General features: G+C 29.1%; 17 protein-coding genes, 6 tRNA genes, 1 rRNA gene and 1 other annotated feature. Of the genes, 22 read left to right on the top strand and 2 right to left on the bottom strand.

Features of this window, described 5'->3' with window-relative positions; translation table 11 throughout:
* The 13 genes from rrf to H9661_RS05700 all read left to right on the top strand — a co-directional run.
* A 5S ribosomal RNA gene (rrf, locus tag H9661_RS20060) occupies nucleotides 1-73 on the top strand; the annotation flags it as partial.
* 6 nt (nucleotides 74-79) lie between these two features.
* Nucleotides 80-156: transfer RNA gene (locus H9661_RS05645), tRNA-Ile, on the top strand.
* Between the two features lie 4 nt (nucleotides 157-160).
* Nucleotides 161-236, top strand: a tRNA-Ala gene (locus H9661_RS05650).
* Between the two features lie 210 nt (nucleotides 237-446).
* Nucleotides 447-944, top strand: a complete 498-nt coding sequence (locus tag H9661_RS05655) for an HD domain-containing protein (protein ID WP_143317781.1) — start codon at nucleotides 447-449, stop codon at nucleotides 942-944.
* 23 nt (nucleotides 945-967) lie between these two features.
* Nucleotides 968-1477, top strand: a complete 510-nt coding sequence (locus tag H9661_RS05660) for a transcription repressor NadR (protein WP_143317782.1) — start codon at nucleotides 968-970, stop codon at nucleotides 1475-1477.
* Nucleotides 1478-1507: 30 nt separating this feature from the next.
* Complete coding sequence (locus tag H9661_RS05665) at nucleotides 1508-2917, top strand: NAD(P)/FAD-dependent oxidoreductase (RefSeq protein WP_191767914.1); 1410 nt, start codon at nucleotides 1508-1510, stop codon at nucleotides 2915-2917.
* 24 nt (nucleotides 2918-2941) lie between these two features.
* Complete coding sequence (locus tag H9661_RS05670) at nucleotides 2942-3172, top strand: DUF1667 domain-containing protein (RefSeq protein ID WP_143317784.1); 231 nt, start codon at nucleotides 2942-2944, stop codon at nucleotides 3170-3172.
* Nucleotides 3173-3233: 61 nt separating this feature from the next.
* Nucleotides 3234-3432: a binding site (T-box leader), on the top strand.
* A gap of 56 nt (nucleotides 3433-3488) precedes the next feature.
* On the top strand, nucleotides 3489-4766 hold the full coding sequence (gene serS / locus H9661_RS05675; RefSeq protein WP_191767915.1) for a serine--tRNA ligase: 1278 nt from the start codon (nucleotides 3489-3491) through the stop codon (nucleotides 4764-4766).
* A 173-nt stretch (nucleotides 4767-4939) separates the two neighbouring features.
* Nucleotides 4940-5812, top strand: coding sequence for a Rossmann-like and DUF2520 domain-containing protein (locus H9661_RS05680; RefSeq protein ID WP_479927596.1), 873 nt, complete (start codon nucleotides 4940-4942; stop codon nucleotides 5810-5812).
* 3 nt (nucleotides 5813-5815) lie between these two features.
* Nucleotides 5816-6643, top strand: coding sequence for a 3-methyl-2-oxobutanoate hydroxymethyltransferase (gene panB, locus H9661_RS05685; RefSeq protein WP_143317786.1), 828 nt, complete (start codon nucleotides 5816-5818; stop codon nucleotides 6641-6643).
* Nucleotides 6644-6654: 11 nt separating this feature from the next.
* Nucleotides 6655-7500, top strand: coding sequence for a pantoate--beta-alanine ligase (panC, locus tag H9661_RS05690; protein WP_143317787.1), 846 nt, complete (start codon nucleotides 6655-6657; stop codon nucleotides 7498-7500).
* A 14-nt stretch (nucleotides 7501-7514) separates the two neighbouring features.
* Complete coding sequence (panD, locus tag H9661_RS05695; RefSeq protein ID WP_143317788.1) at nucleotides 7515-7904, top strand: aspartate 1-decarboxylase; 390 nt, start codon at nucleotides 7515-7517, stop codon at nucleotides 7902-7904.
* A 133-nt stretch (nucleotides 7905-8037) separates the two neighbouring features.
* Nucleotides 8038-8128: transfer RNA gene (locus tag H9661_RS05700), tRNA-Ser, on the top strand.
* 35 nt (nucleotides 8129-8163) lie between these two features.
* On the opposite strand, the gene H9661_RS05705 is transcribed toward H9661_RS05700, so the two are convergent.
* The gene (locus tag H9661_RS05705) at nucleotides 8164-8970 is read right to left on the bottom strand and encodes an HAD family hydrolase (protein ID WP_191767916.1); all 807 of its coding nucleotides are present in this window, start codon (nucleotides 8968-8970) and stop codon (nucleotides 8164-8166) included.
* 131 nt (nucleotides 8971-9101) lie between these two features.
* On the opposite strand from H9661_RS05705, the gene H9661_RS05710 reads away from it, so the two are divergent.
* The 4 genes from H9661_RS05710 (at nucleotide 9102) to addA (ending at nucleotide 16567) form a co-directional block, all read left to right on the top strand.
* Nucleotides 9102-9192, top strand: a tRNA-Ser gene (locus tag H9661_RS05710).
* 10 nt (nucleotides 9193-9202) lie between these two features.
* A tRNA-Ser gene (locus H9661_RS05715) sits at nucleotides 9203-9293 on the top strand.
* 151 nt (nucleotides 9294-9444) lie between these two features.
* Nucleotides 9445-12876, top strand: a complete 3432-nt coding sequence (addB, locus tag H9661_RS05720; RefSeq protein ID WP_191767917.1) for a helicase-exonuclease AddAB subunit AddB — start codon at nucleotides 9445-9447, stop codon at nucleotides 12874-12876.
* Nucleotides 12863-16567, top strand: coding sequence for a helicase-exonuclease AddAB subunit AddA (addA, locus tag H9661_RS05725; protein ID WP_191767918.1), 3705 nt, complete (start codon nucleotides 12863-12865; stop codon nucleotides 16565-16567). The genes addB and addA overlap by 14 nt, the downstream gene beginning before the upstream one ends.
* Nucleotides 16568-16688: 121 nt before the next feature.
* On the opposite strand, the gene H9661_RS05730 is transcribed toward addA, so the two are convergent.
* The gene (locus tag H9661_RS05730; protein ID WP_191767919.1) at nucleotides 16689-17846 is read right to left on the bottom strand and encodes a L,D-transpeptidase; all 1158 of its coding nucleotides are present in this window, start codon (nucleotides 17844-17846) and stop codon (nucleotides 16689-16691) included.
* 165 nt (nucleotides 17847-18011) lie between these two features.
* Here H9661_RS05730 and H9661_RS05735 point away from each other — a divergent pair, with 165 nt between their 5' ends.
* The 5 genes from H9661_RS05735 (at nucleotide 18012) to H9661_RS05755 (ending at nucleotide 24373) form a co-directional block, all read left to right on the top strand.
* Nucleotides 18012-18809, top strand: a complete 798-nt coding sequence (locus H9661_RS05735; protein ID WP_143317793.1) for a DUF1189 family protein — start codon at nucleotides 18012-18014, stop codon at nucleotides 18807-18809.
* A 64-nt stretch (nucleotides 18810-18873) separates the two neighbouring features.
* On the top strand, nucleotides 18874-20079 hold the full coding sequence (locus H9661_RS05740) for an exonuclease SbcCD subunit D (RefSeq protein WP_191767920.1): 1206 nt from the start codon (nucleotides 18874-18876) through the stop codon (nucleotides 20077-20079).
* On the top strand, nucleotides 20080-23202 hold the full coding sequence (locus H9661_RS05745) for an AAA family ATPase (protein ID WP_143317795.1): 3123 nt from the start codon (nucleotides 20080-20082) through the stop codon (nucleotides 23200-23202).
* A gap of 153 nt (nucleotides 23203-23355) precedes the next feature.
* The gene (locus tag H9661_RS05750; RefSeq protein WP_143317796.1) at nucleotides 23356-24225 is read left to right on the top strand and encodes a sensor histidine kinase; all 870 of its coding nucleotides are present in this window, start codon (nucleotides 23356-23358) and stop codon (nucleotides 24223-24225) included.
* A 73-nt stretch (nucleotides 24226-24298) separates the two neighbouring features.
* Nucleotides 24299-24373: transfer RNA gene (locus H9661_RS05755), tRNA-Arg, on the top strand.
* Nucleotides 24374-24389 lie beyond the last annotated feature (16 nt).

Below are 24389 nucleotides of genomic sequence, written 5' to 3' on the forward strand. Positions count from 1 at the left end.
CAGGAAAGTTAAGCTCTACAGCGCTGATGGTACTGCATGGGAGACTGTGTGGGAGAGTAAGACGTTGCCAGGTAAATTCGGATCTTTAGCTCAGTTGGTTAGAGCAACCGGCTCATAACCGGTAGGTCTGGGGTTCGAGTCCCTGAAGGTCCACCATTTTGGGGGTATAGCTCAGTTGGGAGAGCACCTGCCTTGCACGCAGGGGGTCAAGAGTTCGAATCTCTTTATCTCCACCATATAAAGAAGTTATGAATGATAAATTCATAACTTCTTTTTTTAGTTTACTTAGAATGGTAGATAACTTAATGAATATAGAAACTACACTTTTAACATTGAAACTTGAATGTTAATACTAAAGTAAATTTAGCAAGTATATAAAATTGATAATATATGTTCATAATGTTATTATTAATAATAGATAATTAGTATTAGGAGAGATCATTACTATGGTTATATATAGAGTTAAACAATTTATGTGGGCAATTGCATCTAAGTTTAAACCAATAGATATAAGTGTTATTAAGAAGTATTTAAATAACGATGAAGAAAATTTGTTTAATAAATTGAGTAAATCAGAAAAACATCATTCAATAAGAGTATGTAAAGATGCCTTAAGCAAATCCATCTTAAGGGATGTAGATAAGGAAAAACTAGCTAAAATAGCTTTACTACATGATGTTGGAAAATCGTTAGGAAACTTAAATATAATAGATAAATCATTAATTGTTATTCTTGATAAGATGACCAAAGGGAGATTAAAAAGATATAATTTTAGTAAAAAAATAGATATATATTATAACCATCCAAAAAAATCAGTTGAGTTGTTAAGAAATATACATAAGTATGATGATGAATTTATAGAGGCTATTAGAAAACATCATGGGAAAGATATAGGAACAAATGTATATTTGAAGATAGTAAAAGAATGTGATGATAGTAATTAGTTAATGAGGGAAGGTAATTAATTATGAATTCGAATGATAGAAGAGAGCAAATATTAAAAAACTTAATAGAAAGTAATAAGCCAATTAAAGGGACTGAATTAGCTATAAAATATAATGTAACAAGGCAAATTATTGTTAAGGATGTAGCGATACTAAGAGCAAAAGGCAATAAAATAATAGCAACCCCGGACGGATACATAATAGGTAGAGAAGAAAATAGGGTGAAGGAAATAATAGCAGTAGTACATGATGATAGTCGATTAGCAGAAGAACTTAATATTATAATAAAATATGGAGGGATTGTCGAGGATGTTATAGTTGAACATCCATTATACGGTGAAATTAAAGGGATGTTAATGATAAAAAACTTAAATGAATTAGATAAGTTCTTGGTAAAATACAGAAGCAATGAGGCCAAATTATTATCTTTACTAACAGATGGAATTCATATTCATACTATATCAACTGATACAAAAGAGAATATGAGTAATATTTTAAAAGAACTAAAAATGAATGGTTTTATTATAGAATAGCTAAATTTGACGTTTATGTGGAGGTATATTATGGATTATGATGTATTAATTTTAGGTGGAGGAATAATAGGGTGTTCAGTGGCTTATGAAATGTCAAAGTATAATTTAAATATAGCACTCATTGAAAAGGATTATGATATAGCAGATGATATATCATTTGTAAATACATCAGTAGTCTACGATGGATCAGAAACTTCAGATCCTGTGATGGCATCATTAGAAAACATAGGGAGTAGACTAATAGAAAAAGCCTGTTCTAAATTTAAAGTGCCATATAAAAAAATAGGCGCATTAAGAGTAACTGATAGTGAAATTGCCATTAAAGGGATAGAACAGATGTATGAAAGGGCTAAGAATAGAAAAATAAGCAATGTTGAATTAGTGGATGGAAAAGAAGCATTGGAGATAGACAACAATTTAAAAATAGCTGTAAAGAAGGCATTGTATTCGGAAAATGTTGCTATAATAGCTCCATATGATTTAGCAATAGCATATGCCGAAGTTGCTGCTGAGAATGGAGTTAACTTTAGATTTGAGGAAGAAGTAATAGAAATAAGTAACATTAATAAGGGATTCAAAGTGACCACAAATAAAAATAAATTTACTTGTAGAGTAGTAGTTGATACTATAGCGAATGAAATGTATGTTGACGGAAAAAGTATAAAGAAAAATGATATTATAGATGATAAAGAAGATTCAAAAAACATGAGTTATTATTTAATAGATGATAACATGGATAATCCTTTAGATAAAGTTGTAATAAAGGTATTAGACGAGAAAACATTTGTAATTAATATACCAAACTTATCTGGAGGATCTATTATAGGAATAAAGAATCCTAGAGCAGTAAATATAGATGATGGCATAGATTATGCCAATATGATAGTTCCTGGGATGGATAAAAGTAATGTAAATAATATATTTAGTGATACGTATAAGAAAGATTCTATGGTTATAGATGATAAGCATTTAAGCAATGGATATATAAGAGTAACAGGTACTCATTATGGGAAAATAACACTTGCACCTGCAATAGCACAAAGCATAAGTATATCCATAGCATATAATTTGAAAACTACTGAAAAAAAGGATTTCATAGATAAAAGAAGAGAAATATACAGATTTAGAGATATGAATAATGAAGAAAGAAATGAGTTAATATCAGTAGATAAGAGGTATGGAAATATAGTTTGTGTATGTAATGAAATAACTGAAGGAGAGATTATTGATTCAATAAGAAGACCTCTAGGAGCTAGAACAGTTCAAGGTATTAAAAGAAGAACAGGTGCAGCATTAGGAAATTGTCATGGATCATATTGTGTGAGGAAAATAATAAATATTTTAGCTAGAGAGATGGATAAAAGGCCAACCGATATAGTGGAGGATTCAAAGGATTCTAAGGTTTGGCTTAATAGGATAAAAGAATTTGATGAAGTATAAATACTTATAATAAGGGGGATATCTATATTGAAAGAAGTATTTACTAGTTTAGTTAGAATAAAGGGAGATAGTAAACATAGAGTTGTTTCTATAAAAAGTAGCGAAGCAGTTGACAGAGAACTATTTGTTCAGTTTTCCAAGGTATTGGGTAGAATATATGTAGGCACTCCAATATATATAGGAGATGTTATATGTAGAAATATACTTAATACTGGGGTCGATATAATATCTACTAAAAATATTGAAAAACAATAAAATGCCTTAGTAAAATATTGACAAGGACTAGAAAAGTGTTATATAGTTAATATAATAAAATAGTAAACCTTTGAAAAGGCTAGTAGTAATGATTTAATTTTAAGAGAGTTAGTGTTTGGTGCAAACTAATAATTTGTTATTATGAATCCACCTTGGAGGGTCTGTGATGAGCAGAACGGGAAATCGTTAAATTAATTAAGAGGATAGGATAAATTTATTCTATCAATTAGGGTGGCAACGCGGAGTCTTTCGTCCCTTTTTTAAGGGAAGGGGCTCTTTTTTTATATTTATTTTAGTAATTTGAGGAGGAAAAAGAATGTTAGACTTAAAAAGAATTAGAACTAATCCAGAAGGAATTAAAAAGGCATTAACAAATAGAGGAGAAGATTTTGATTCTTCAGTAATAGATGAAGTAATTTCTTTAGATGAAGAAAGAAGAAAAATACTAGTAAAAGTTGAAGAATTAAAAGGAAGAAGAAATCAAGTTTCAGCTGAAATACCTAAAAGGAAAAAGGCTGGAGAAGATGTTACATCTGTAATGGAAGAAATGAGAGAATTAGGTGATGAAATTAAGGCTTTTGATATAAAAGTGGCCGAAATTGACGAAAGAATAAAATATATCATGTTAAGAATACCTAATATTCCGAATCCAGAAGTTCCAGAAGGGGAAACAGATGAAGATAATGTTGAAATAAAAACTTGGGGAGAGATAACTAAGTTTAAGTTTGAACCAAAAGCACACTGGGATATAGGAACAGAATTAAATATTTTAGATTTTGAAAGAGGGGGCAAGGTAGCTGGTTCAAGATTTACTATTTATAAGGGTCTTGGAGCTAGACTTGAAAGGTCTATAATTAGCTATTTTCTAGATAAACATACAATAGAGAATGGATATACAGAAGTACTTCCTCCTTATATGGTTAATAGAGATAGTATGACAGGGACTGGACAATTACCAAAGTTTGAGGAAGATGCATTTAAGGTTGAGAATAATGGATATTTCTTAATTCCAACTGCAGAAGTTCCAGTGACTAATATGTATAGAAATGAAGTTTTAATAGGGGATGATCTTCCAATTAAGCATGCAGCTTATTCAGCTTGTTTTAGAGCAGAAGCAGGGTCTGCTGGAAGAGATACTAGAGGATTAATAAGACAACATCAATTTAATAAAGTTGAGTTAGTTAAGTTCTGTAAGCCAGAAGATAGTTATGAAGAACTTAATAAGCTTGTAGAAGATGCTGAATCAGTACTTCAAGGATTAGGACTACCTTATAGAATAGTTAGAATATGCAAAGGGGATTTAGGATTTACAGCAGCGTTAAAGTATGATATAGAAGTATGGATGCCTAGCTATGGTAGATATGTTGAAATTTCAAGTTGTTCTAATTTTGAAGACTTCCAAGCAAGAAGGGCAAATATTAAGTACAAAGAAACTCCAAAAGATAAACCACAGTTTGTACATACTCTAAACGGGTCAGGTGTGGCCATTGGAAGAACAGTTGCAGCTATATTAGAAAACTATCAACAAGAAGATGGAAGTGTTTTAGTTCCAGAGGTGTTAAAGTCATACTTAAGATGTGATGTAATAAAATAGTAATGATTAATTAGCCAGTTTTTATTATAAAAATAAAAGCTGGTTTTTTATATTGAAATACATATATAAATATGTTAAATTCTAAGAGTGGGTGGTATTTTTATAGAAAGCTACACCAGATAATGATTTGTTATTTTAGACAGCTCATATCCATATAGGAATGGGACTAGAAAGTGTCACACTCTAGTTTTGGAGGTGATAACATAAAGATAGGGTTTATAGGAGCAGGAAAAGTAGGATTTTCCTTAGGAAAGTATTTTAGTATAAATAACTTAATGGTTGTTGGGTACTATAGCAAAAATTCAGATTCTGCAAAAGAAGCAGCAAGATTTACAAGTACTAAGTTCTTTGAAAATATGGAAGAACTTATAGAAGAATGTGATACTATTTTCATTACGACTCCAGATGGAGTTATAGAAGAAATATGGGATAGCATAGATAAGTTGTCGATTAAAAATAAAATCATTTGCCACTGTAGTGGATCATTATCTTCAGGAGTATTTTCTAATATTGAAAGCCATAACGCATTTGGCTATTCAATCCATCCAATGTTCGCAATCAGCGATAAATATAATTCTCATAAAAGATTAAAAGAAGCATTTATAACAATTGAGGGGTCGGTTAAATATATCAATTTAGTTAATGATATGTTTGTCAGGTTAGGGAATAAGACTAAAATTATTACAAATAAAGATAAAGCAAGGTATCATCTAGCTTCCGTAGTTGCAAGTAATCATTTTATAGCTCTTGTGGAAGAGGCTGTTACTCTTTTAAGTGAATATGGATTTAATGAAAAGGAGGCTATTGAAGCATTGTATCCATTAATTAATAATAATGTCTCTAACATTCGATCTAAAGGTATAATTAATAGTTTGACAGGACCTGTTGAAAGAAATGATATAGGCACAATTGAGAAGCATATAAATCATTTAAATAATGAAGATAGAGAATTATATAAATTAATGTCAAAAAAATTGTTAAAAATAGCAATGATAAAAAATCAAGATAAGTGCTATGAAAAGATAGAAAATATGATTGGAGAATAGATTATGAAGAATACTAGTATAACGTTTAAGGAATCTAAACAAAGAAATGAAAAGATAACAATGTTAACAGCTTATGATTATTCAACAGCGAAGGTAATTGATGAAGCGGGAATTAATGGGATTTTAGTTGGAGATTCATTAGGAATGGTTTGTTTAGGATATGAGGATACTCTATCTGTAACAATGGAAGATATGATACATCATTCAAGAGCTGTTGCAAAAGGGACAAAGAACGCATTAGTAGTTACAGACATGCCTTTTATGTCTTATCAAGCCTCAGTTTATGATGCAGTTATTAATGCAGGTAGATTAATAAAAGAAGGACGAGCTCAAGCAGTAAAACTTGAGGGAGGAAAAGAAGTTGCAGAAAGCGTTAGAGCAATAGTTAATGCATCAATACCTGTTATGGGACATATAGGACTTACTCCACAGTCTGTAAATGCATTTGGAGGATTTAAGGTACAAGGAAAAAGTGAAGAGACAGCTAAGAAACTTTTAGAAGATGCAAAAGCTGTAGAAGAAGCAGGGGCTTTTGCTGTAGTACTAGAATGTGTGCCAGCAAAATTAACAAAGCTTATTTCTAGTCAATTATCTATACCAACTATAGGAATAGGTGCTGGAGTTCATTGTGATGGTCAGATATTAGTTTATCAAGACATGTTAGGTTTATTTTCTGATTTTACACCGAAGTTTGTTAAAAAATACTCAAACGTAGGTGAAGTAATGAAAAATGCTTTTAAAAGTTACGATCAAGAAGTCAAAGATGGAGTTTTTCCAGCAGAAATTCATAGTTTCAAAATAGATGAAGATGTTATAGAAAAGTTGTATTAGGGGTGAGAAGTATGAAGGTAGTAAGTACTATTAAAGAAGTTAGAGATGCTGTAAGAGAGTGGAGAAAAGAAGGTTTAACTGTAGGTTTTGTGCCAACAATGGGATATTTACATGAAGGACATAAGAGCCTTATCGATAAGGCAGTAGAAGAAAATGATAGGGTTGTAGTAAGTATTTTTGTTAATCCTACTCAATTTGGACCAAATGAAGACTTAGAAAGTTATCCTAGAGATTTAGAAAGGGATAGTAGCTTATGTTCTGATTCAGGAGTAAATGTTATTTTTACACCTCAAAGAGAAGAAATGTATCCAGAAGGGTTTTGTACATCAATTAACATGACAGGACTTACTGAGAACTTATGTGGAAAAAGTAGACCAGTGCATTTTGGTGGAGTTTGTACAGTTGTAACTAAATTATTTAATATAGTAGCTCCAGATAAAGCTTATTTTGGACAAAAAGATGCACAACAATTAGCCATTATAAAGAGAATGGTTAGTGATTTAAATTTAAATATTGAAGTTGTTGGTTGTCCAATAATAAGAGAAGAGGATGGATTAGCTAAGAGTTCTAGAAATACTTATTTAAGTAAAGAAGAAAGAAGAGCCGCTGTAATATTAAGTAAGTCATTAAAGTTAGGATTAGAAGCTATAAACTCAGGAGAAAGAAATAGTAGAAATATTATAGAGTTGATAAAGGGAAATATAGAGAGTGAGAAATTAGCAAAGATAGACTATGTTCAAATAGTCGATTTATTATCAATGAAGGATGTTGAAACTATAGAAAAGCCTGTGTTGGTAGCTATTGCTGTATATATTGGAAAAACTAGATTAATAGATAACTTTATTTTTGAAATATAGTGGGGGTTATAGAAATGAACGTAACAATGTTAAAAGGGAAAATACACAGAGCAAAGGTGGTACAAGCTGAACTAGATTATGTAGGAAGTATTACTGTAGATATGGATTTATTAGATGCAGCAGGAATTTTAGAATATGAAAAAGTCCAAATAGTAGATATAGATAATGGACAAAGGTTTGAAACATATACAATAGCAGGAGAAAGAGGTAGTGGTTTAATTTGCTTAAATGGAGCTGCGGCTAGATGTGTTCAAGTTGGAGACAGAATAATTATAATGGCTTATTGTGAAATGAATAATGAAGAGGCTAAAACTCATAAGCCACATGTTGTATTTGTTGACGATGAAAATAAGATAAATAAAATATCCAGATATGAAAAGCATGGAAAGTTAGAGGATAATTAATATTCTTAAATGGATTTTTCTAAATAGTTAAGCTTTATATTAGAATTATTTAGATAAAATCCATTTTAAATTTTATGGAATAAAAATATTGACAAATAGTATAAAATATTAGTATAATAGCAAAGTAAGTTATGGAGAGATGGTCGAGTTGGTTTAAGGCACCGGTCTTGAAAACCGGCGTACCTTCGCGGGTACCCAGGGTTCGAATCCCTGTCTCTCCGCCAAAAAACCTCAACAATTAATGTTGAGGTTTTTTTTATTATAAACTATTTAAAAATTTTGCTACGGAATCATCTAAATTGCTTTCAATTACTGAAGTTGAAATATTTTTAAGTTCATCAACAGCATTATTAACAGCATAACACTCATCCGAAATTCTGAACATTGGAATATCATTTAAGTTATCTCCAAAGGATATAAGCTTGTCAAAATAGAAATAGTTCTTTAAATAGTTTATTGCATTAGCTTTTGATGCAGAGCTATGATATATTTCAAGATTCATAATTTTTTTATCGTAAGTATCTCTATATTTAACTAAAGATAAGCCAGGAATATGTTGTATTCTAGAATAAAGAGAATTAATTTTATCTTCATAGTCCATAATAGTAAAGTAAAGTATATCTAGGTTTTCAGGAGGTGCTTTTTGTACAAAAGTTTTATAAATTGTGTTTTTTCTTTCTTCATAAAATTTTATTTGATAAGGGTGCTTTAAAATATTATGATACACGAAAATATGATCATCTTTTATTGAGTATATAAAGGCATTTAAATTTTCTTCTGCAATAATATTTTGTAATGTAGAAATTAATTTTCTTTCAATAGTCAAATAATAAAAATATTTATTAGTTTTAATATCATAGATAGTAGCCCCATTCATAGTTACTATAGGAAGGGTTATATTTATACCTTTTAATATATTAACAACAGTAGCAGGTGTACGTGCGGTAGCTATTGTAAAATTAATTCCTTTATTTAGAGCCCTATTTAAAATGTTCTTGCTATTATCTGAAACTAATGCTTCAGAGTTAAGTAAGGTTCCATCTAAATCTGAAATATATAAATTCATAATTACCTCCTTAAATTACTGATACTTTATTATATAATAGAAAAGTATTGTAGATAAGAATAATTTGAAAAAATATTAATAAATGTGTTGACATAAGGTTAGAATGTTGGTACAATAGCTAAGTAAGTTATGGAGAGATGGTCGAGTTGGTTTAAGGCACCGGTCTTGAAAACCGGCGTACCTTCACGGGTACCCAGGGTTCGAATCCCTGTCTCTCCGCCATAATTTATTTGGAGAATTACTCAAGTGGCTCAAGAGGCTCCCCTGCTAAGGGAGTAGGCCGGGAAACTGGTGCGAGGGTTCGAATCCCTTGTTCTCCGCCAAAAAGCATCTATATAAATAGGTGCTTTTTATTTTTAATAATTATGTATTATAAAATAGAAAAGTAGTAAAATAGAATTATAATTAGTTTAGAGTCCTTTAATAGGACTCTTTTATTTTTAGGAAAAAGTATAAGTTTTAGGAGTTAATGCTATGGGAATAAGGTTTATCTATGGAAGAGCAGGATGTGGGAAGAGTTATTTTTGCTTAAAGGAAATTAAAAAGAAAATAGAAAGCATAGAAGAAAATAAGTTAATATATATAGTTCCTGAACAATATACATTTCAGAGAGAAACATTGCTTCTTAGAAATGTTGGAGAGAAAGCTTTACTTAGGACAGAAGTTTTAAGCTTTAAAAGAATGGCTCAAAGAATTTTTGAACAATGTGGTGGCAGAGTTAACGATAGAATGAAAGATTCAGGTCGAAGTATGCTTATTCATAAAATTCTTCAGCAGTCAGATGAAAAGTTATTATATTTTAATAGAATATCTAAGGAACAAGGTTTTACAGATATAATATCAGATACTATAAGTGAGTTTAAAAAGTATAATATTACTCCAGAGATAATTAGAGATAATTTGAAAAATGTTGAAGATAGAGAACTTCATGATAAGTTAGAAGATTTATCAGTAATTTATGAAAGTTTTAATAGAAATATAGATGAAAACTTAATTGATGGAGATGATGAGGTAACAATATTAGCAGAAAAACTTAGAAGCTGTAATGTATATGAAGGAGCCGAAATATGGATAGATGAATTTACTACATTCACTCCACAGCAGATGGAGGTAATAAAAAGGTTGGCTAGCCAATGCAAAATTGTGAACATTACTCTATGCATGGATGAGTTAAATAAGGGAAATAGCAGCGAAATTACGGATATATTTAATGTTATTAAGTCAACCGAGCTAAGAATACTAAATATGATGAAGGAAAACAATATTGGATATCTTAAGCCAATTAATCTTAATGAAGAAGAGCCTTATAGATTTAGAAATAGCAAAGAACTTAGTCATTTGGAAAGATATTTTTTTACCTATCCATTTAAGGGATATATAAGTCCTATGGAGGATATAAGGCTTTACAAAGCTAATAACTCTTATGATGAGATAGAAACTGTTTCAAAAGAGATAATTAGGTTGGTTAGAGATGAAAACTATAGATATAGAGATATTTCTTTAGTGTGCAGAAATATAGATGAATACGAGAAAATTGCTAGTGTAATATTTAATGAGTATGAAATTCCATATTTCTTAGATAAAAAAATAGATATCTTAGATAACCCAATGGTTGTAATAATGTTATCAGCATTTGAAGTATATCTAAAAAATTGGTCTTATGAAAGTGTATTTAAATATCTAAAGAGTGGATTAACTGATATAGATAGAGAAGAGATAGATATACTAGAGAATTATGTGTTGGCTAATGGAATAAAAGGATTTAAGTGGACTGGTAATTTAAATTTTCATGAAGAATCAGAAGAAAATGAAATCATTGAAATTATGGAAAGGGTTAGAAGACCTCTTATAAAGTTTCATAAAGATATGGAAAAAAGTAAGAGTATAAGAGAGGTTTGCAAATCAGTATATGAATTTTTAGTTAGTTTAGATATCTTTAATAGAATAGAATCTTGGATAAAAGATTTTGAAGATAAGGGGATAAATAATAAAGTTAAGGAATATGAACAAGTTTCTGAAATTGTTTTAGATGTTTTAAATCAAGCTGTAGAAGTAATGGGGCAAGATAATTTGAGTATAGAAGAATTTTATAAAATAATAAATTCTGGGTTTGCGAGTAAAGAGATAGGAGTTATACCAGTAGCGTTAGATCAAGTAAATATCGGAGATATAGCTAGGATTAAAGGGAGAGAAGTAAAAGCTTTATTTATCGTGGGGGTAAATGATGGAGTTTTACCTGCTGCTAATAAAGAAGAGGGAATACTCTCAGATAGAGATAGAGATATATTAAAAGACATTGGAGTAGAATTATCATCAACTACTAAGTCAAAGGTGTTTGAAGAACAATTTATGGTGTATACTGCATTAACTTTAGCTAGTAACTATTTAATGATTAGTTATCCAATGGCTGATTTTGAAGGAAAATCTTTAAGACCATCTATAATAGTTCCTAAGATGAAGAGAATTTTTACAAAGTTAATTGAAGAAAGTGATTTATATAATTTAAGAGATAAGAAAGACAAGTATGCTAATGTTGTTGCCCCCATTCCGACATTTAACAATCTTATATTAGCCTTGAGAAAAAACTATGAAATGGAAGAAATTGAGGATTATTGGGATCAGGTATATGCTTGGTATAAAGATAAAGAGGAATTTGAAAATAAGTCAGGAAATATACTTAATGGGTTGGATTATAACAATGCAGCAGAAGTTATGTCTACAAGCAAGATAAAAGATTTATATAGTACAGATAGTGGAAGACTATTATTTAGTGTCTCTAGGCTTGAAATGTATGCAGAATGCCCGTTTTCCTATTTCGTTCAATATGGTCTTAAAGCAAAGGATAGAAAGGTATATGAGTTTTCAGCTCCTGATTTAGGTTCATTTATGCATGATATACTGGATGAATTTACTAAACGTGTAAAAGGTGAGAAGATATCGTGGTCCGAGTTAAATGCAGATAAGTGTAGAATTATAGTTGGTGAACTTGTTCAAGCAAAGCTAAAGGAGAATAGTAATTCTATATTAAATAGTAGTAAAAGATATAAGTATTTTACAGACAGATTTAAGAGAGTTATCACTAAGTCTGTATCAATAATAGCAGAACAAATGAGAAAAGGGCAATTTGAGATATTTAGTAATGAATTTGTGTTTGGAAGTTTTAATGATGGAGCTCCAATTAAAATAAGTTTACCTTCAGGAGAAGATGTGTTTTTAACTGGTAGAGTTGATAGAATAGATTCTTTAGACATGAATGGAAACACTTATATAAGAATAATAGATTACAAATCCGGAGCAAAGAAATTTGATTTAAATGAATTATATTATGGATTACAAATTCAACTTTTAGTGTATTTAGATGCAATAATTAAGAATTCTAAGTATATACTGAATAAGCAGGCTATTCCAGGGGCTATATTATATTTTAGGATAGATGATCCTATTATTAAAAGCAAAGGTGATCTTGAGGAAGATCAAGTAAGAGAGCAAGTGCTTCAAAAACTTAAAATGAATGGGTTATTACTTAAAGATGCTGAATTGGTTAGATCAATGGATAATGATATGGAGACTTATTCATTGGTTATTCCTGCTACATTTAAAAAGGATGGGGATTTTTCATCAAATAGTTCAGTGATTACAGAGGAGCAGTTTAGTATATTAAGGGATTATGTAAATGAGAAAATGATAGAATTATGTGAGGATATGTTAAGTGGAGTAATAAGAATAGAGCCTTGTAAGAACTTGACAACAGCATATTGTGATTATTGTGATTATTCTGCTATATGTCAGTTTGATACAAGTATAAAAGACAATAAATATAAGTTAGTCTTGAAAAAGAATGAAGATGAAGTCTGGAATATGATAAAAAGTACAGTAGAAGGAGGCTATGGTAATGGGGGAAACTAAATGGACTAAAGAGCAGTTAGATGCAATTGAAACTAGAAATTGCAACTTATTAGTAGCTGCAGCTGCTGGATCTGGAAAAACTGCAGTTTTAGTAGAAAGAATAATACAAATTATAACAAATGAAGAGAACCCTGTGGATATAGATAGATTATTAGTCGTTACTTTTACTAGTGCAGCAGCTTCAGAGATGCGAGAGAGGATAGCAGGTGCTATAACTAAGGCCTTAGAAAGAAAACCAAACTCAAAAAATCTTCAAAAACAATTAACTTTATTAAGTAGATCTAATATAACGACAATGCATTCATTTTGTCTAGATGTTATAAAGAATAATTTTCATGTAATAGACATAGATCCTGGATTTAGAGTACTAAATGAAACAGAAGGTGTTCTTTTAAAAGGTGAAGTAATAGATGAACTTTTTGAAGATAAGTATGAAGAAGAAGATAATGAATTTTTAACATTAGTTGAAGCATATAGCGGTTCAAGGGACGATAGAAAACTTAAAGATATAATATTAGATTTATATAGATTTTCAATGAGTGGACCTTGGCCAGAAGTATGGCTTAGAGAAAAAGCAGAAGATTTTAATGTTAAAGATAAAGAAGAACTTTCTAAAAGTAATTGGGTTGAGGTTCTTAAAGAAACTCTTAAAATTGAAGTTAATGGATTAATAAGTATGGTTTATAAGTCTATTCAGATATGTAATGATACAGTAGGTTTGGAGCCGTATTTGGAAAATTTAGAATCAGATAGATTAATATTAGAAGAAATTTATGAATCTTTAGATAAGGATTTAGATACTATTTATGATAAGTTATTTAATGTAAGTTTTTCAAAGCTTAAAACAATAAAAAAAGGTGCTATTGAGGATGATAGTATAAAAGAAACTGTTAAGTTAATTAGGAATGACATAAAGAAGAAGATTGGAAAAATAAGAGAAGATATATTTTCAGCGAATCCAGATGAAATGTTAAAAAGTGTACAGAGGTCATATACTTACATGAAAGAACTTACAAACCTTGTAATTGAGTTTCAAGAGAGATTCTCTAAGGCCAAAAAGAGTAAAGGAGCATTAGATTTTAATGATCTTGAACATTTATGTTTAAGAATATTAACTAATGAAGAGGTTAATGTTAAAGAGAATTTTAAAGATCATTTTGATGAAGTTTTAGTTGATGAGTATCAAGATTCAAATAATGTTCAAGAAGCTATTATTGATTTAGTATCAAGAAAAAACAGTGATAACCCTAATGTATTTATGGTTGGTGACGTTAAGCAAAGTATTTATAGATTTAGACAGGCAAAACCAGAGTTGTTTTTAGAAAAGTATAATACTTATTCTAAGAATGAAGGTAAAAATAGAAAAATACAATTATATAAGAATTTTAGAAGTAGATTTGAAGTAATTAGTGGAGTTAATTTTGTATTTAAAGAGCTAATGTCCAAGGTTGTTGGAGAATTAGATTACACAGATGAAGAGGCACTAAATTTAGGAGCTGATTATAAGTTGTTGGAGGAGACAGGGGTTACTGGAGGAGATGTTGAACTTCATGTGTTTGATAAATCTTCTTGTATTGATGAAAGTAGCAAAGAAGAGGTTGCAAGTGAGGAACTAGAAGAAGATGTTGGGGCAATTAATATAGAAGCTAGAATTGTAGCGAAAAGAATAAAGAAATTACTGTCTAGAAAAGAAAAGGAAACTTTTAAGGTATTAGATAAAGAAACAGGAGAATATAGACCAGTTACATATAAGGATATTGTTATACTCTTAAGAGCAACTAAGAATTGGTCAGAAATATTCTTAGATGAATTAGGAGCACAAGGTATTCCTGTATATTCAGATACTGGCTCAGGATATTTTGAATCAATAGAAATAAGAACTGTTATGTCGCTTTTAAAGGTTATTGATAATCCAATGCAAGATGTGCCTTTAATTGCATCATTAAGGTCACCTATATTAAATTTTACAGTAGAAGAGTTAGCCAATATAAGATTAATTAATAAAGAAGGCTATTTCTATGAAAATATAAAGTTAATATGTACTGATGAATATAAAGAAGATATTGTATTAAAAGAAAAGTGCTTACGTTTTATTAAAAAACTTAATGAATGGAGAGATAAGTCGGTATATATGCCGATAGATGAATTGATATGGTACTTGTATATGGATACTGCTTACTATGGGTATGTAGGAGCTATGCCTAATGGAGTATTAAGACAGGCAAATCTTAGGATACTATTTCAGAGGGCGGAAGTGTATGAAAAAACAAGTTTTAAAGGATTGTTTAACTTCATTAATTTCATAAACAGGCTTAGAAAATCATCAGGAGATATGGGAAGCGCAAAAATTTTAGGGGAAAATGAAGATGTAGTTAGGATTATGAGTATTCATAAGAGTAAGGGATTAGAATTTCCTATAGTATTTTTATCTGGATCTGGAAAACAGTTTAATTTAATGGACTTGAATAAGAATATACTATATCATGAAGAACTTGGATTAGGTCCTGAATTTATTGATCTGGAAAAGAGGGTAAGTTATAGCACTTTGCCAAAAGAAGCAATAAAGCAAAGGATTAGACTTGAAACTTTATCAGAAGAAATGAGAATATTATATGTAGCATTTACAAGAGCAAAGGAAAAGCTTATAATTACAGGCTCAGCATCAGATTTAGAGAAATGGGCAAAGAAATGTTGTAATGCAGCTAATTTAGATAAAGAGGTCATACAATCTTCAGAGGTCCTTAAAGGAAAATCATACTTAGAGTGGATTGGGATGGCATTAGCTAAACATAAAGATGGAGAAGTGATTAGAGATTTAGTAGGAATTTTAGGTATAGAAATAAAAGAAAGTCTATCATCTTGGAATATTAAGTTTTGGAGTAAATCAGAATTAGTTAATGAAAATACATTAGAAATCATAGATGAAACAAGAAAAGAAAATCTTTTTATAAATTCAACTTGTGAAATGATAGATGAAGAGATTGAAAGAAGGTTAGGGTTTAGATATAAATTTAAAGAAGCGACTAATATCAGAAGTAATTTTTCTGTATCAGATTTAAAAAAGAAGAATTTTGAAGAGTTGGATACTAACGAGGGTAGTGAATTTTTTAAAGATAAAATAGACATAATTCCTAAATTTCTTAAAGAGGAAAAAGGTATTACTTCTGCTGAAAAAGGAACTGCAATTCATTTTGTTATGCAGAGGATTGACTTCAATAGGGTTAATACAGTTGATGAAATAAAAGAGCAATTAAATGAATTATTAATCAATGACCTTTTAAGTGAGGCTGAACATAAGGCAATTAATCCTACAAAGATATTTAATTTTTTTAGAAGTAACTTAGGAAAAAGATTGTTGAAAGCTTTTAAAGATGGAAGTAAGGTGTATAAAGAGCTACCTTTTTACACTGAAATAAGTCCATTAGAAATAGATAATGAACTATCAAATAATATCGAGAAAGAAAAAGTAAGACTCCAAGGTGTTATAGATTGTTTCTTTTACGAAATGGATAATATAATTTTAGTAGATTATAAGACTGATTATGTACAAGAAGGAAATGAAGAGGATATGATAAAGAAATATTCTGTACAAATAAAGTATTATAAAGAAGCTCTAAAAAAAATAACAGGAAAAACAGTTTCAGAATCCTATTTATATTTATTTTATTTAGATAAAGAGATAAGTATTTAAAAGTAAGCAATTCACAGCATTTTATTTAAAGAGTGCTATGAATTGCTTACTTCTTAGCAATTGAAATTTTTATTTCCTGAGAAATAATCTACTAAGGTTAGATACTATTAAATGAAGGTAGTTATTGAATTATTACTTTACTTCCTCTAGGAATGTTATCAAATAACCATTTTGAATCTGATTCTCCAAGACGAACACAACCATGGGAGGCAGGTTTACCTAGGGTAAAGTCAACTATCTTGCTTTTATCTTCGTTATAAGGTAGTGAGTGGAATAAATAGTCTCCATTAAATTGAACCCAGTACTTTCCACCTTGTTTATAGCTGTTAGAGAAAAACCATTTACCTTTTTCTTTTATAGTGTAAGTTCCTTTAGGAGTTTCTTCTCCATTAATTCCAGTAGAACAACAAAAAGACTTAACTAAGTTCCAAGAATTTTTTTTGCCTTTATAAATGTTAGTCTTTTGATTGCTCAAATCAACTTGGATTAAGTAAGGTGTATTACTATCCAAAGAAAGTGTATTTATATTTGATATAGTTATATTAGCAACTTTTGAAGAGGTTGGTTGAGTTGCATTAGCATTGGAGTTTGAATAACTTTGATAAGCTTTAATCTCCTCAATTTTAGATACAATAGATTCATTATCACCAACAATATAATTTACACTATCTAACAATGATAATGCCTTATCATAATCTTTCACATTAATAAGAGCAGTTGACTTTGATATTATGCCAGAAATTATATGCTCTTTACATTTTCTAATATATTCAACAGCGCTAGGATAATTATCATCAGTGTATTTTATATTTGAAAAGACATTATAAGCATAAATATATTTTCCAGAGTCAAATAAGGCAACTCCAGAGTTATAGGAATTGTCTAAGTTAGTTATAGAATTATTAGAACTATCTAGTGGAATATCATATCTCTTTATTTCATTAATTAATTCTAATATAGATTGTTCATTTATGTTTTCAACTTCAACTTCATGAGAGAGTGTATTTAACTTTTGGGAAAAGTAATTTTTCAAGTCACTTTTTAGTAGAATTGACTTAAACGGGTTAAGTGTTTCTTCTTTAAGCAATATGTTATTAGCATTGGAAAACTTCTTTTGATCAAAGTTAGATGAAAAGTCATTAAATAAAGTTTTATAATTTAAGTATTCACAAAGTGTTAGTGTGCTTACTAACATAAAAAGTAAAACAATAAATATTTTAAGTTTTAAGCTACTTTTTTTTGTGATGTTTCTACTAAAGTTAAATTGTGATTTTTTCATCTAAATAAAAACCTCCTAACAATGCAATATACATATAATATTGACATTATTTGTACAACTTAAACAATAAATCGATAAATTAGGTTGTAATAATGGAGATAGTATGGTTAAAATTATAATATATGTAACCATGATAATTTAAACAAATTAGAATAGGAGTGTAAAATGACTAAAGGAGATAATATTTTTAAAAAAATCATTAATTCGATATATAACTTAAAAGAATTTCCGAGTTACAGAAAAGAAGGAATAAAAAAAGCTATTTTATATGCCCTTATTTTAACTATTTTTATTGGTGGAATAAAAGGAATAATTAAGAGTATAGGTTTTAATAATTCTAGCAATGAAACAATTAGAATTATAAGTGATGAAAAATATAAATTTTCTATTGTTAATGGACAGTTAAATTTGGTAAATACACCTTTAAAAATCGAAGAAAATAATATGATCATTTATATGGATAAAGATATAACTATAAGTGAAAGTGCCAAGCTAAGTAATTCTACAATAGTTAATGAAGGCACATATATATTAATGCTGAATGATGGGATTGTTGTAAATTCAAATAACTCAGGAATTAGTCAAATGAAGTATAATTATAATGAATTAGGTATAATGAATGGATTTGATAATAAAACATTAATAGATATGATTCGAAATATAAAACTTCCTATCATGGTGTTAATTGCTATAGTTTATATTATACAAGAATTTATATTCTACTTGATGGTAGCATTGATGATAGGTGTTTTATCATTAATTCCAAGCAAATTATTCAAGTTAAACATGGAACTTGAGGAGCTATTCTCATTAGCAATATATACAGCAACTTTTCCAAACATTTTAATATTGATATTAACTATATTAGTTCCGAACGTTCCATTTGATACAGCTGGTATGGTTGGAACAATAATATTTACTTACATAATATTAAATGATTTAAGAAAAGAAATAAATTTATAATAAAAAGTGGCTATGCCACTTTTTATTATATTACAGATTCAGATAATAATTAGGAGGATTAATCATGAAGATAATTCATACTGGAGACTGGCATATAGGAAAGATTGTAAATGAATTTTCTATGATAGAAGATCAAAAATATGTTTTGAATAAGTTGATAGAACTAATAAAAAAAGAAAAACCAGATGTGTTAATAATTGCAGGAGATATATATGATAGATCTATTCCTCCTGTTGAAGCAGTAGAATTGTTAAATGAAACACTTAAAAGAATTTTAATTGAAAATAAAGTTAAGATAGTTGCGATTTCAGGGAATCATGACAGTGGCGAAAGACTTGCTTTTGGAAGTGAAATACTAGAAAGAGAAGGTTTATATATAGCTGGTGTACTAGAAGAAGATATAAAGGTTGTAAATTTAAAGGATAAAAATGAAGAGGTTAATTTTTATTTAATTCCGTATGTGGATCCAGCAGTGATAAGGAAAAGATATAATGATTCAAACATAAGAAGTCATAATGATGCTATGAAAGCTATAATCTCTAGAATTGAAGAGAAGTTTAATAGGGATTCTACAAATATAATTGTAGCTCATGGATATGTTACAGGAAAGAGAGAAGAAGCCATAAACAGTGAAGATGAAGATAAGTATAAGATAGCTGAGATACAGACATCAGATTCAGAAAGACCTTTATCAATTGGTGGGACGGATTTGATTGATGGAGAAGTATTTAAAAGTTTTGATTATGTTGCATTAGGACACCTACATGGAAGGCAAAAAGTGGGACGGGAAGGTATTAGATATTCAGGGTCGCTGCTAAAGTATTCCTTTTCAGAAGTAAATCATAAAAAAGGTGTAACCATAATTGAAACAAAAGAAAATAAAAAACTAATTATTAGACAAGAAGAAATAAAACCACTTAGAGAAATGAGGATAATTAAAGGACCTATAGAAGAATTGATAAAGGTTGCAAAGAATGAGGATAGTACTTGTGAAGATTATATTCAAGCTATATTAACTGATGAAGGAGAATTGTTAGATCCAATAGGAAAACTTAGATCTGTATATCCTAATATAATGTTACTTAAAAGGGAAGAGAGAAAAAGTATAGGAGAGAGTGCTACAGCAGCATCGGAAGGATATAGAAATAAATCGGAAATAGATTTATTTAAAGAATATTATGATAGTCTTGGTGATGGAGAATTTACAAAGGAAAAAGAAACTATTATAAAAGATGTTATAAATGAGGTTCTTAGGAAGGAGGAATTTTAATTGAGACCTTTGAAACTAATTATATCTGCATTTGGACCATATGCAAAAGAGGAAGTTATAGATTTTCAATTATTAAATGGAAAGAATATTTTTTTGATTACAGGTTCTACAGGAGCAGGAAAAACAACTATATTTGATGCTATAAGCTATGCTTTATTTGGAGAAGCTAGCGGGAGTGCAAGAGAAAATGATTCATTAAGAAGTGATTTTTCAGCAGCTGATAGATTAACATTTGTAGAATTAGATTTTGAGTTAAGAGGGCAAAAGTACCATATTAGAAGAATTCCTCAACAATTAAAACCTAAAGTTAAGGGAGAAGGATTTACTACTCAAAGTTCAGAGGCAGAATTAATACTACCTGATGGTAAAGTTAAGACTGGGAATAATAATGTTAGTAACAAGATAAATGAACTTTTAGGTATAAATAAAGAACAGTTTAAACAGATAGTTATGTTGCCTCAAGGGGAATTTAAAAAACTTCTTTTAGCAGATTCTAAAGAGAGAGAAATTATATTTAGAAAGATATTTGGTACATACACATATGAGAAAATTCAAACTCTCTTATATGATAGGGCTAGAATTATTTATAAGGAATTAGAAAGTTCAAAAGAAAGAGTAAAGGCATACGTTAAAAATGTTAGGTGTGAAGAGAAAATAGACGTAGGTGATTATGTAGAATTTGATGCTATAATACAAATACTTGAAAAGTTAATTAAAGAAAGTAAAGCAAAATATGATGAAACTCAGAAAAGATTAAATAGAGTTAAAAAAGAAATTGATAGATTTAGTGAAGAAAAGATCAATGGACAAAATATCAATAAATTAATAGAAGAAAAAAATAACACTAAAGCAACTTTAGAAAAAATGACAAATGAAAAAGAATTTATAAAAGAAAAAGAAATACTTTGGGATAAGTTAAATAGGGCGAGAGAAATTACCTATATTGAAGAGGAGCTATTAAAACAAATAAATAATAAAGAAATAAAAATTACTGATAATATTGAATGTAATAACGCAATTATAGATATAAAAGAGAAATTAGATGAGGCTAAAAATTCTTTAAAGGTTGAAGAGAATAGAGAAGAAGAAAGATCAAAGTTATCAGAGCAAATAAATTCACTAAGTGAAAAGAGACCCAAAATAATTGAATTTGATAATAAGATTAATAATATTAATGATTTAAGTATAAAGTTGAAAAAAAATATTGAATTAACTAAGAAAGAAAAAGAATCTATTGAATTCCTTAAAATAGAGAAAAAAGAAAAAGAAAACTTGATTAAAGAAATATCTGAGTTTGAGAAGAGAAAGATAATTTTAGAAAAGGATATAGAAGAGAATAATAAGAAAATTCAAGAAGTTAGAGATTTATATAAAGGAATTACCAAGTTTAAGGAATTGAACAAGATCCATGAAGAATTAAGTGTAAAGTTTTTATCTAAGGAACAGGTGTATATTGAGAAAAAGAAGGAGTTTGAAGAAAAAGAGGAATTATATATGAAAGAACAAGCTGGAATATTAGCTATGAAGCTTGTAGATGAATCTCCTTGTCCTGTTTGTGGATCAGTGAAACATCCAAATCCAGCTAAAAGGTTGAATAATGTACCTACAGAAGATGAGTTAGAAGCTAGCAAAAAGATCTTCGAATTTCATCAAAAAGAATATAATGAGAGTTTGTTAGAATTAACAAAGATAAGGTCGTCAGCTGATAATTTGTTGGATGAAGTAATTAATAAGAAGTTATATAATTTATCAGAAGTTATAGAGTGTAGTAAAAGTTTTAATGAATATACAGAGGAAAAGGTATTAGTATCAGGGAAAAGTATAGGAAATAAGATTAATGAACTGAAGGAAGAGGTAGAGGCAATCAATAAAGAAATATCTAAAAAAGAGTCTATAAATTTTAGGTTAGTTAAAATAGATGAAGAACTTAAAGTAAAAGAAAAATTGTTAGAAGATATAAATAGTGAGCATACAACAATTTACGGCAGCCTTAAGGGAGAAGAAGAAACTTTGAAGTCATTAGAAAGTGATTTGCCAAAAGATATAAAATCTATTACAGAATTAGATGATAGAATAAATAAACTTAAAGATAAGTTAAATAAGTATAATGAACAATTAAAATTAGCTTTGGAAAGTGTAAATAAATATAATAATGAATTAACTTCAAAAGAAACAAAAGCTAAGGGAATTGAAAAGATAATAAAAGAATTGGAAGAAGAAATACAAACTAAAAAATCTTTGCTAGAAGAAAAAATACAAACATGTGGATTTAATAATTATGAAGATTATAAAAGCATTACAAATTTAATTGGTAAGGAGGAAGTTCTTAAAAGTGAGATCAATAAGTTTAACGAGGAGTTCAAATCAATTAGGGATAAATTTATAGAGCTACAAGATAAAACGAAGGATATGGAAGTAATTGATATAAACGAAATAGAAGAAAGCATAAAGAAGCTTAGATTAATAGAGAATGATGTCTATAATGAAGAAAAAGAAATATACTCAATTACAACAAATAATTCTAATGTATTAAAGGAAATAAAGGAAATCAAATATAAATTTGAAGATAGAGAATCGAGGTACAAAACAATAGGAGAACTTGCTACTTTAGCAAGTGGAAAGAAAAGTCCTTACGTTACATTTGAAAGGTTCGTTTTAGCATCATATTTCCAAGAAATAATAGATGCTGCAAACTTGCGACTAAGTAAGATGACAGGGGATCGGTTTGCGCTAAAGAGGAAGGAGGATAAAGGAAAAGGAAGTTATCAGCAAGGATTAGAGCTTGAGGTTTATGATAACTACACAGGAAAGTGTAGGCATGTAAAAACACTATCAGGTGGTGAAAGTTTTAAAGCTTCATTATCATTGGCTCTAGGGTTATCAGATGTAGTTCAAACAAATGCTGGAGGAATATCATTAGACACTATTTTTATTGATGAAGGTTTTGGTACTTTAGACTCTGAATCATTAGACAATGCTATCAATTCATTAATTGAGTTGCAGAGAGGGGGAAGATTAGTAGGGATAATTTCACACGTTCCTGAATTAAAAGAGAGAATAGAGTCAAAATTAGAAATAACTATATCGGCTACTGGAAGTAGTGCGAACTTTAGCGTTAATTAATAAAAAGATACTCTTAAAATACTAATTAATTTATATAAAAAACCATATATTTACAAAAAAGGTTGTCTGTAAACAAAAACTGTGATATTATATAAGTATCGTATTTGAAATAAATGGAAAATATAACACATAATGGTATAGAGGGAGATTGAGATGGAATTAAATAATAGATTAGAAAAAAGCAATTTTGAAAGTATGAGCAAATTTGAGTTAGTACAGTTACTAAATGAATTGAGAGAGGCTAAAGACTTGCAAGATAAATTCCTATTAAATATTTCACATGACTTAAGAAATCCTATAAACGTAATATTAAGTGTTTTACAATGCTTAAAATATGATGATAATAATGATAAAAAGTTAGTTGATAAACGAAAAGAATATAGAGATATAATAAGAAGAAACAGTCTGAAAATAGTAAAACTTATAGATAACATAATAGATTCATCGAAATTAGAAAAAAACTATTATAATTTAAAAAGATCTAATATAGAGATAATTAGCATGTTAGAAAATACAGTTACATCTGTAGAAAAGTATGCTGAGGAAAAAGGAATAAGGATAATTTTTGATACAAATGTTGAAGAATTTATATGTGCAGTGGATCCGGAAGCAATAGATAGAATAGTAATGAATTTATTATCAAATGCTATTAAATTTTCTCCAAGTGAATCACAAATATTAGTATCAGTATTCATAGATGAGAAAGAAATAAGTATATCGGTACAAGATGAAGGTGAAGGTATATCAGAAGAAGATCAAAAGGTAATATTCAATAGATTTGTGCAAGCAACTAAACGAAAGAATAATGAGCATTCAGGAAGTGGTATAGGATTAGATTTAGTTAATTATTTAAGTGTGGCACATGGTGGAAAAGTTTCGCTTTATAGTAAGGAAGGAGAAGGATCTAGATTTGATGTGAAACTTCCTATACTTCTATTAGAAGATGAAGAGATTAATTATGAACTAGGGGGAAGAAGTAAGGTTGAGCAACTAGAAGTAGAATTTTCAGACATATATCTATAATATGGAATATATTTAACAAATATACTTGCGATATTTTTGTCTTTGTGATAAGATAAGTCTGTTATTTAGTTATGGGGTGTTAGTTAAACGGATATAACTTACCGCTACGGACGGTACATTATGGGTTCGATTCCTATACGCCCTGCCATTTTTAGACTTAGCCA

Origin of the sequence: Clostridium cibarium, from assembly GCF_014836335.1 — a bacterium.
Taxonomy (GTDB): Bacteria; Bacillota; Clostridia; order Clostridiales; family Clostridiaceae; genus Clostridium; species Clostridium cibarium.

Excerpts from the sequence above, each read along its gene's own strand:
- H9661_RS05705 (WP_191767916.1), bottom strand. The coding sequence starts at position 8,970 with ATGAATTTATATATTTCAGATTTAGATGGAACCTTACTTAACTCTGAA.
- panC (WP_143317787.1), top strand. The coding sequence starts at position 6,655 with ATGAAGGTAGTAAGTACTATTAAAGAAGTTAGAGATGCTGTAAGAGAG.
- addA (WP_191767918.1), top strand. The coding sequence starts at position 12,863 with ATGGGGGAAACTAAATGGACTAAAGAGCAGTTAGATGCAATTGAAACT.
- panB (WP_143317786.1), top strand. The coding sequence starts at position 5,816 with ATGAAGAATACTAGTATAACGTTTAAGGAATCTAAACAAAGAAATGAA.
- serS (WP_191767915.1), top strand. The coding sequence starts at position 3,489 with ATGTTAGACTTAAAAAGAATTAGAACTAATCCAGAAGGAATTAAAAAG.
- H9661_RS05730 (WP_191767919.1), bottom strand. The coding sequence starts at position 17,846 with ATGAAAAAATCACAATTTAACTTTAGTAGAAACATCACAAAAAAAAGT.
- H9661_RS05660 (WP_143317782.1), top strand. The coding sequence starts at position 968 with ATGAATTCGAATGATAGAAGAGAGCAAATATTAAAAAACTTAATAGAA.
- H9661_RS05655 (WP_143317781.1), top strand. The coding sequence starts at position 447 with ATGGTTATATATAGAGTTAAACAATTTATGTGGGCAATTGCATCTAAG.
- H9661_RS05735 (WP_143317793.1), top strand. The coding sequence starts at position 18,012 with ATGACTAAAGGAGATAATATTTTTAAAAAAATCATTAATTCGATATAT.
- H9661_RS05740 (WP_191767920.1), top strand. The coding sequence starts at position 18,874 with ATGAAGATAATTCATACTGGAGACTGGCATATAGGAAAGATTGTAAAT.
- H9661_RS05750 (WP_143317796.1), top strand. The coding sequence starts at position 23,356 with ATGGAATTAAATAATAGATTAGAAAAAAGCAATTTTGAAAGTATGAGC.
- addB (WP_191767917.1), top strand. The coding sequence starts at position 9,445 with ATGGGAATAAGGTTTATCTATGGAAGAGCAGGATGTGGGAAGAGTTAT.
- H9661_RS05665 (WP_191767914.1), top strand. The coding sequence starts at position 1,508 with ATGGATTATGATGTATTAATTTTAGGTGGAGGAATAATAGGGTGTTCA.
- panD (WP_143317788.1), top strand. The coding sequence starts at position 7,515 with ATGAACGTAACAATGTTAAAAGGGAAAATACACAGAGCAAAGGTGGTA.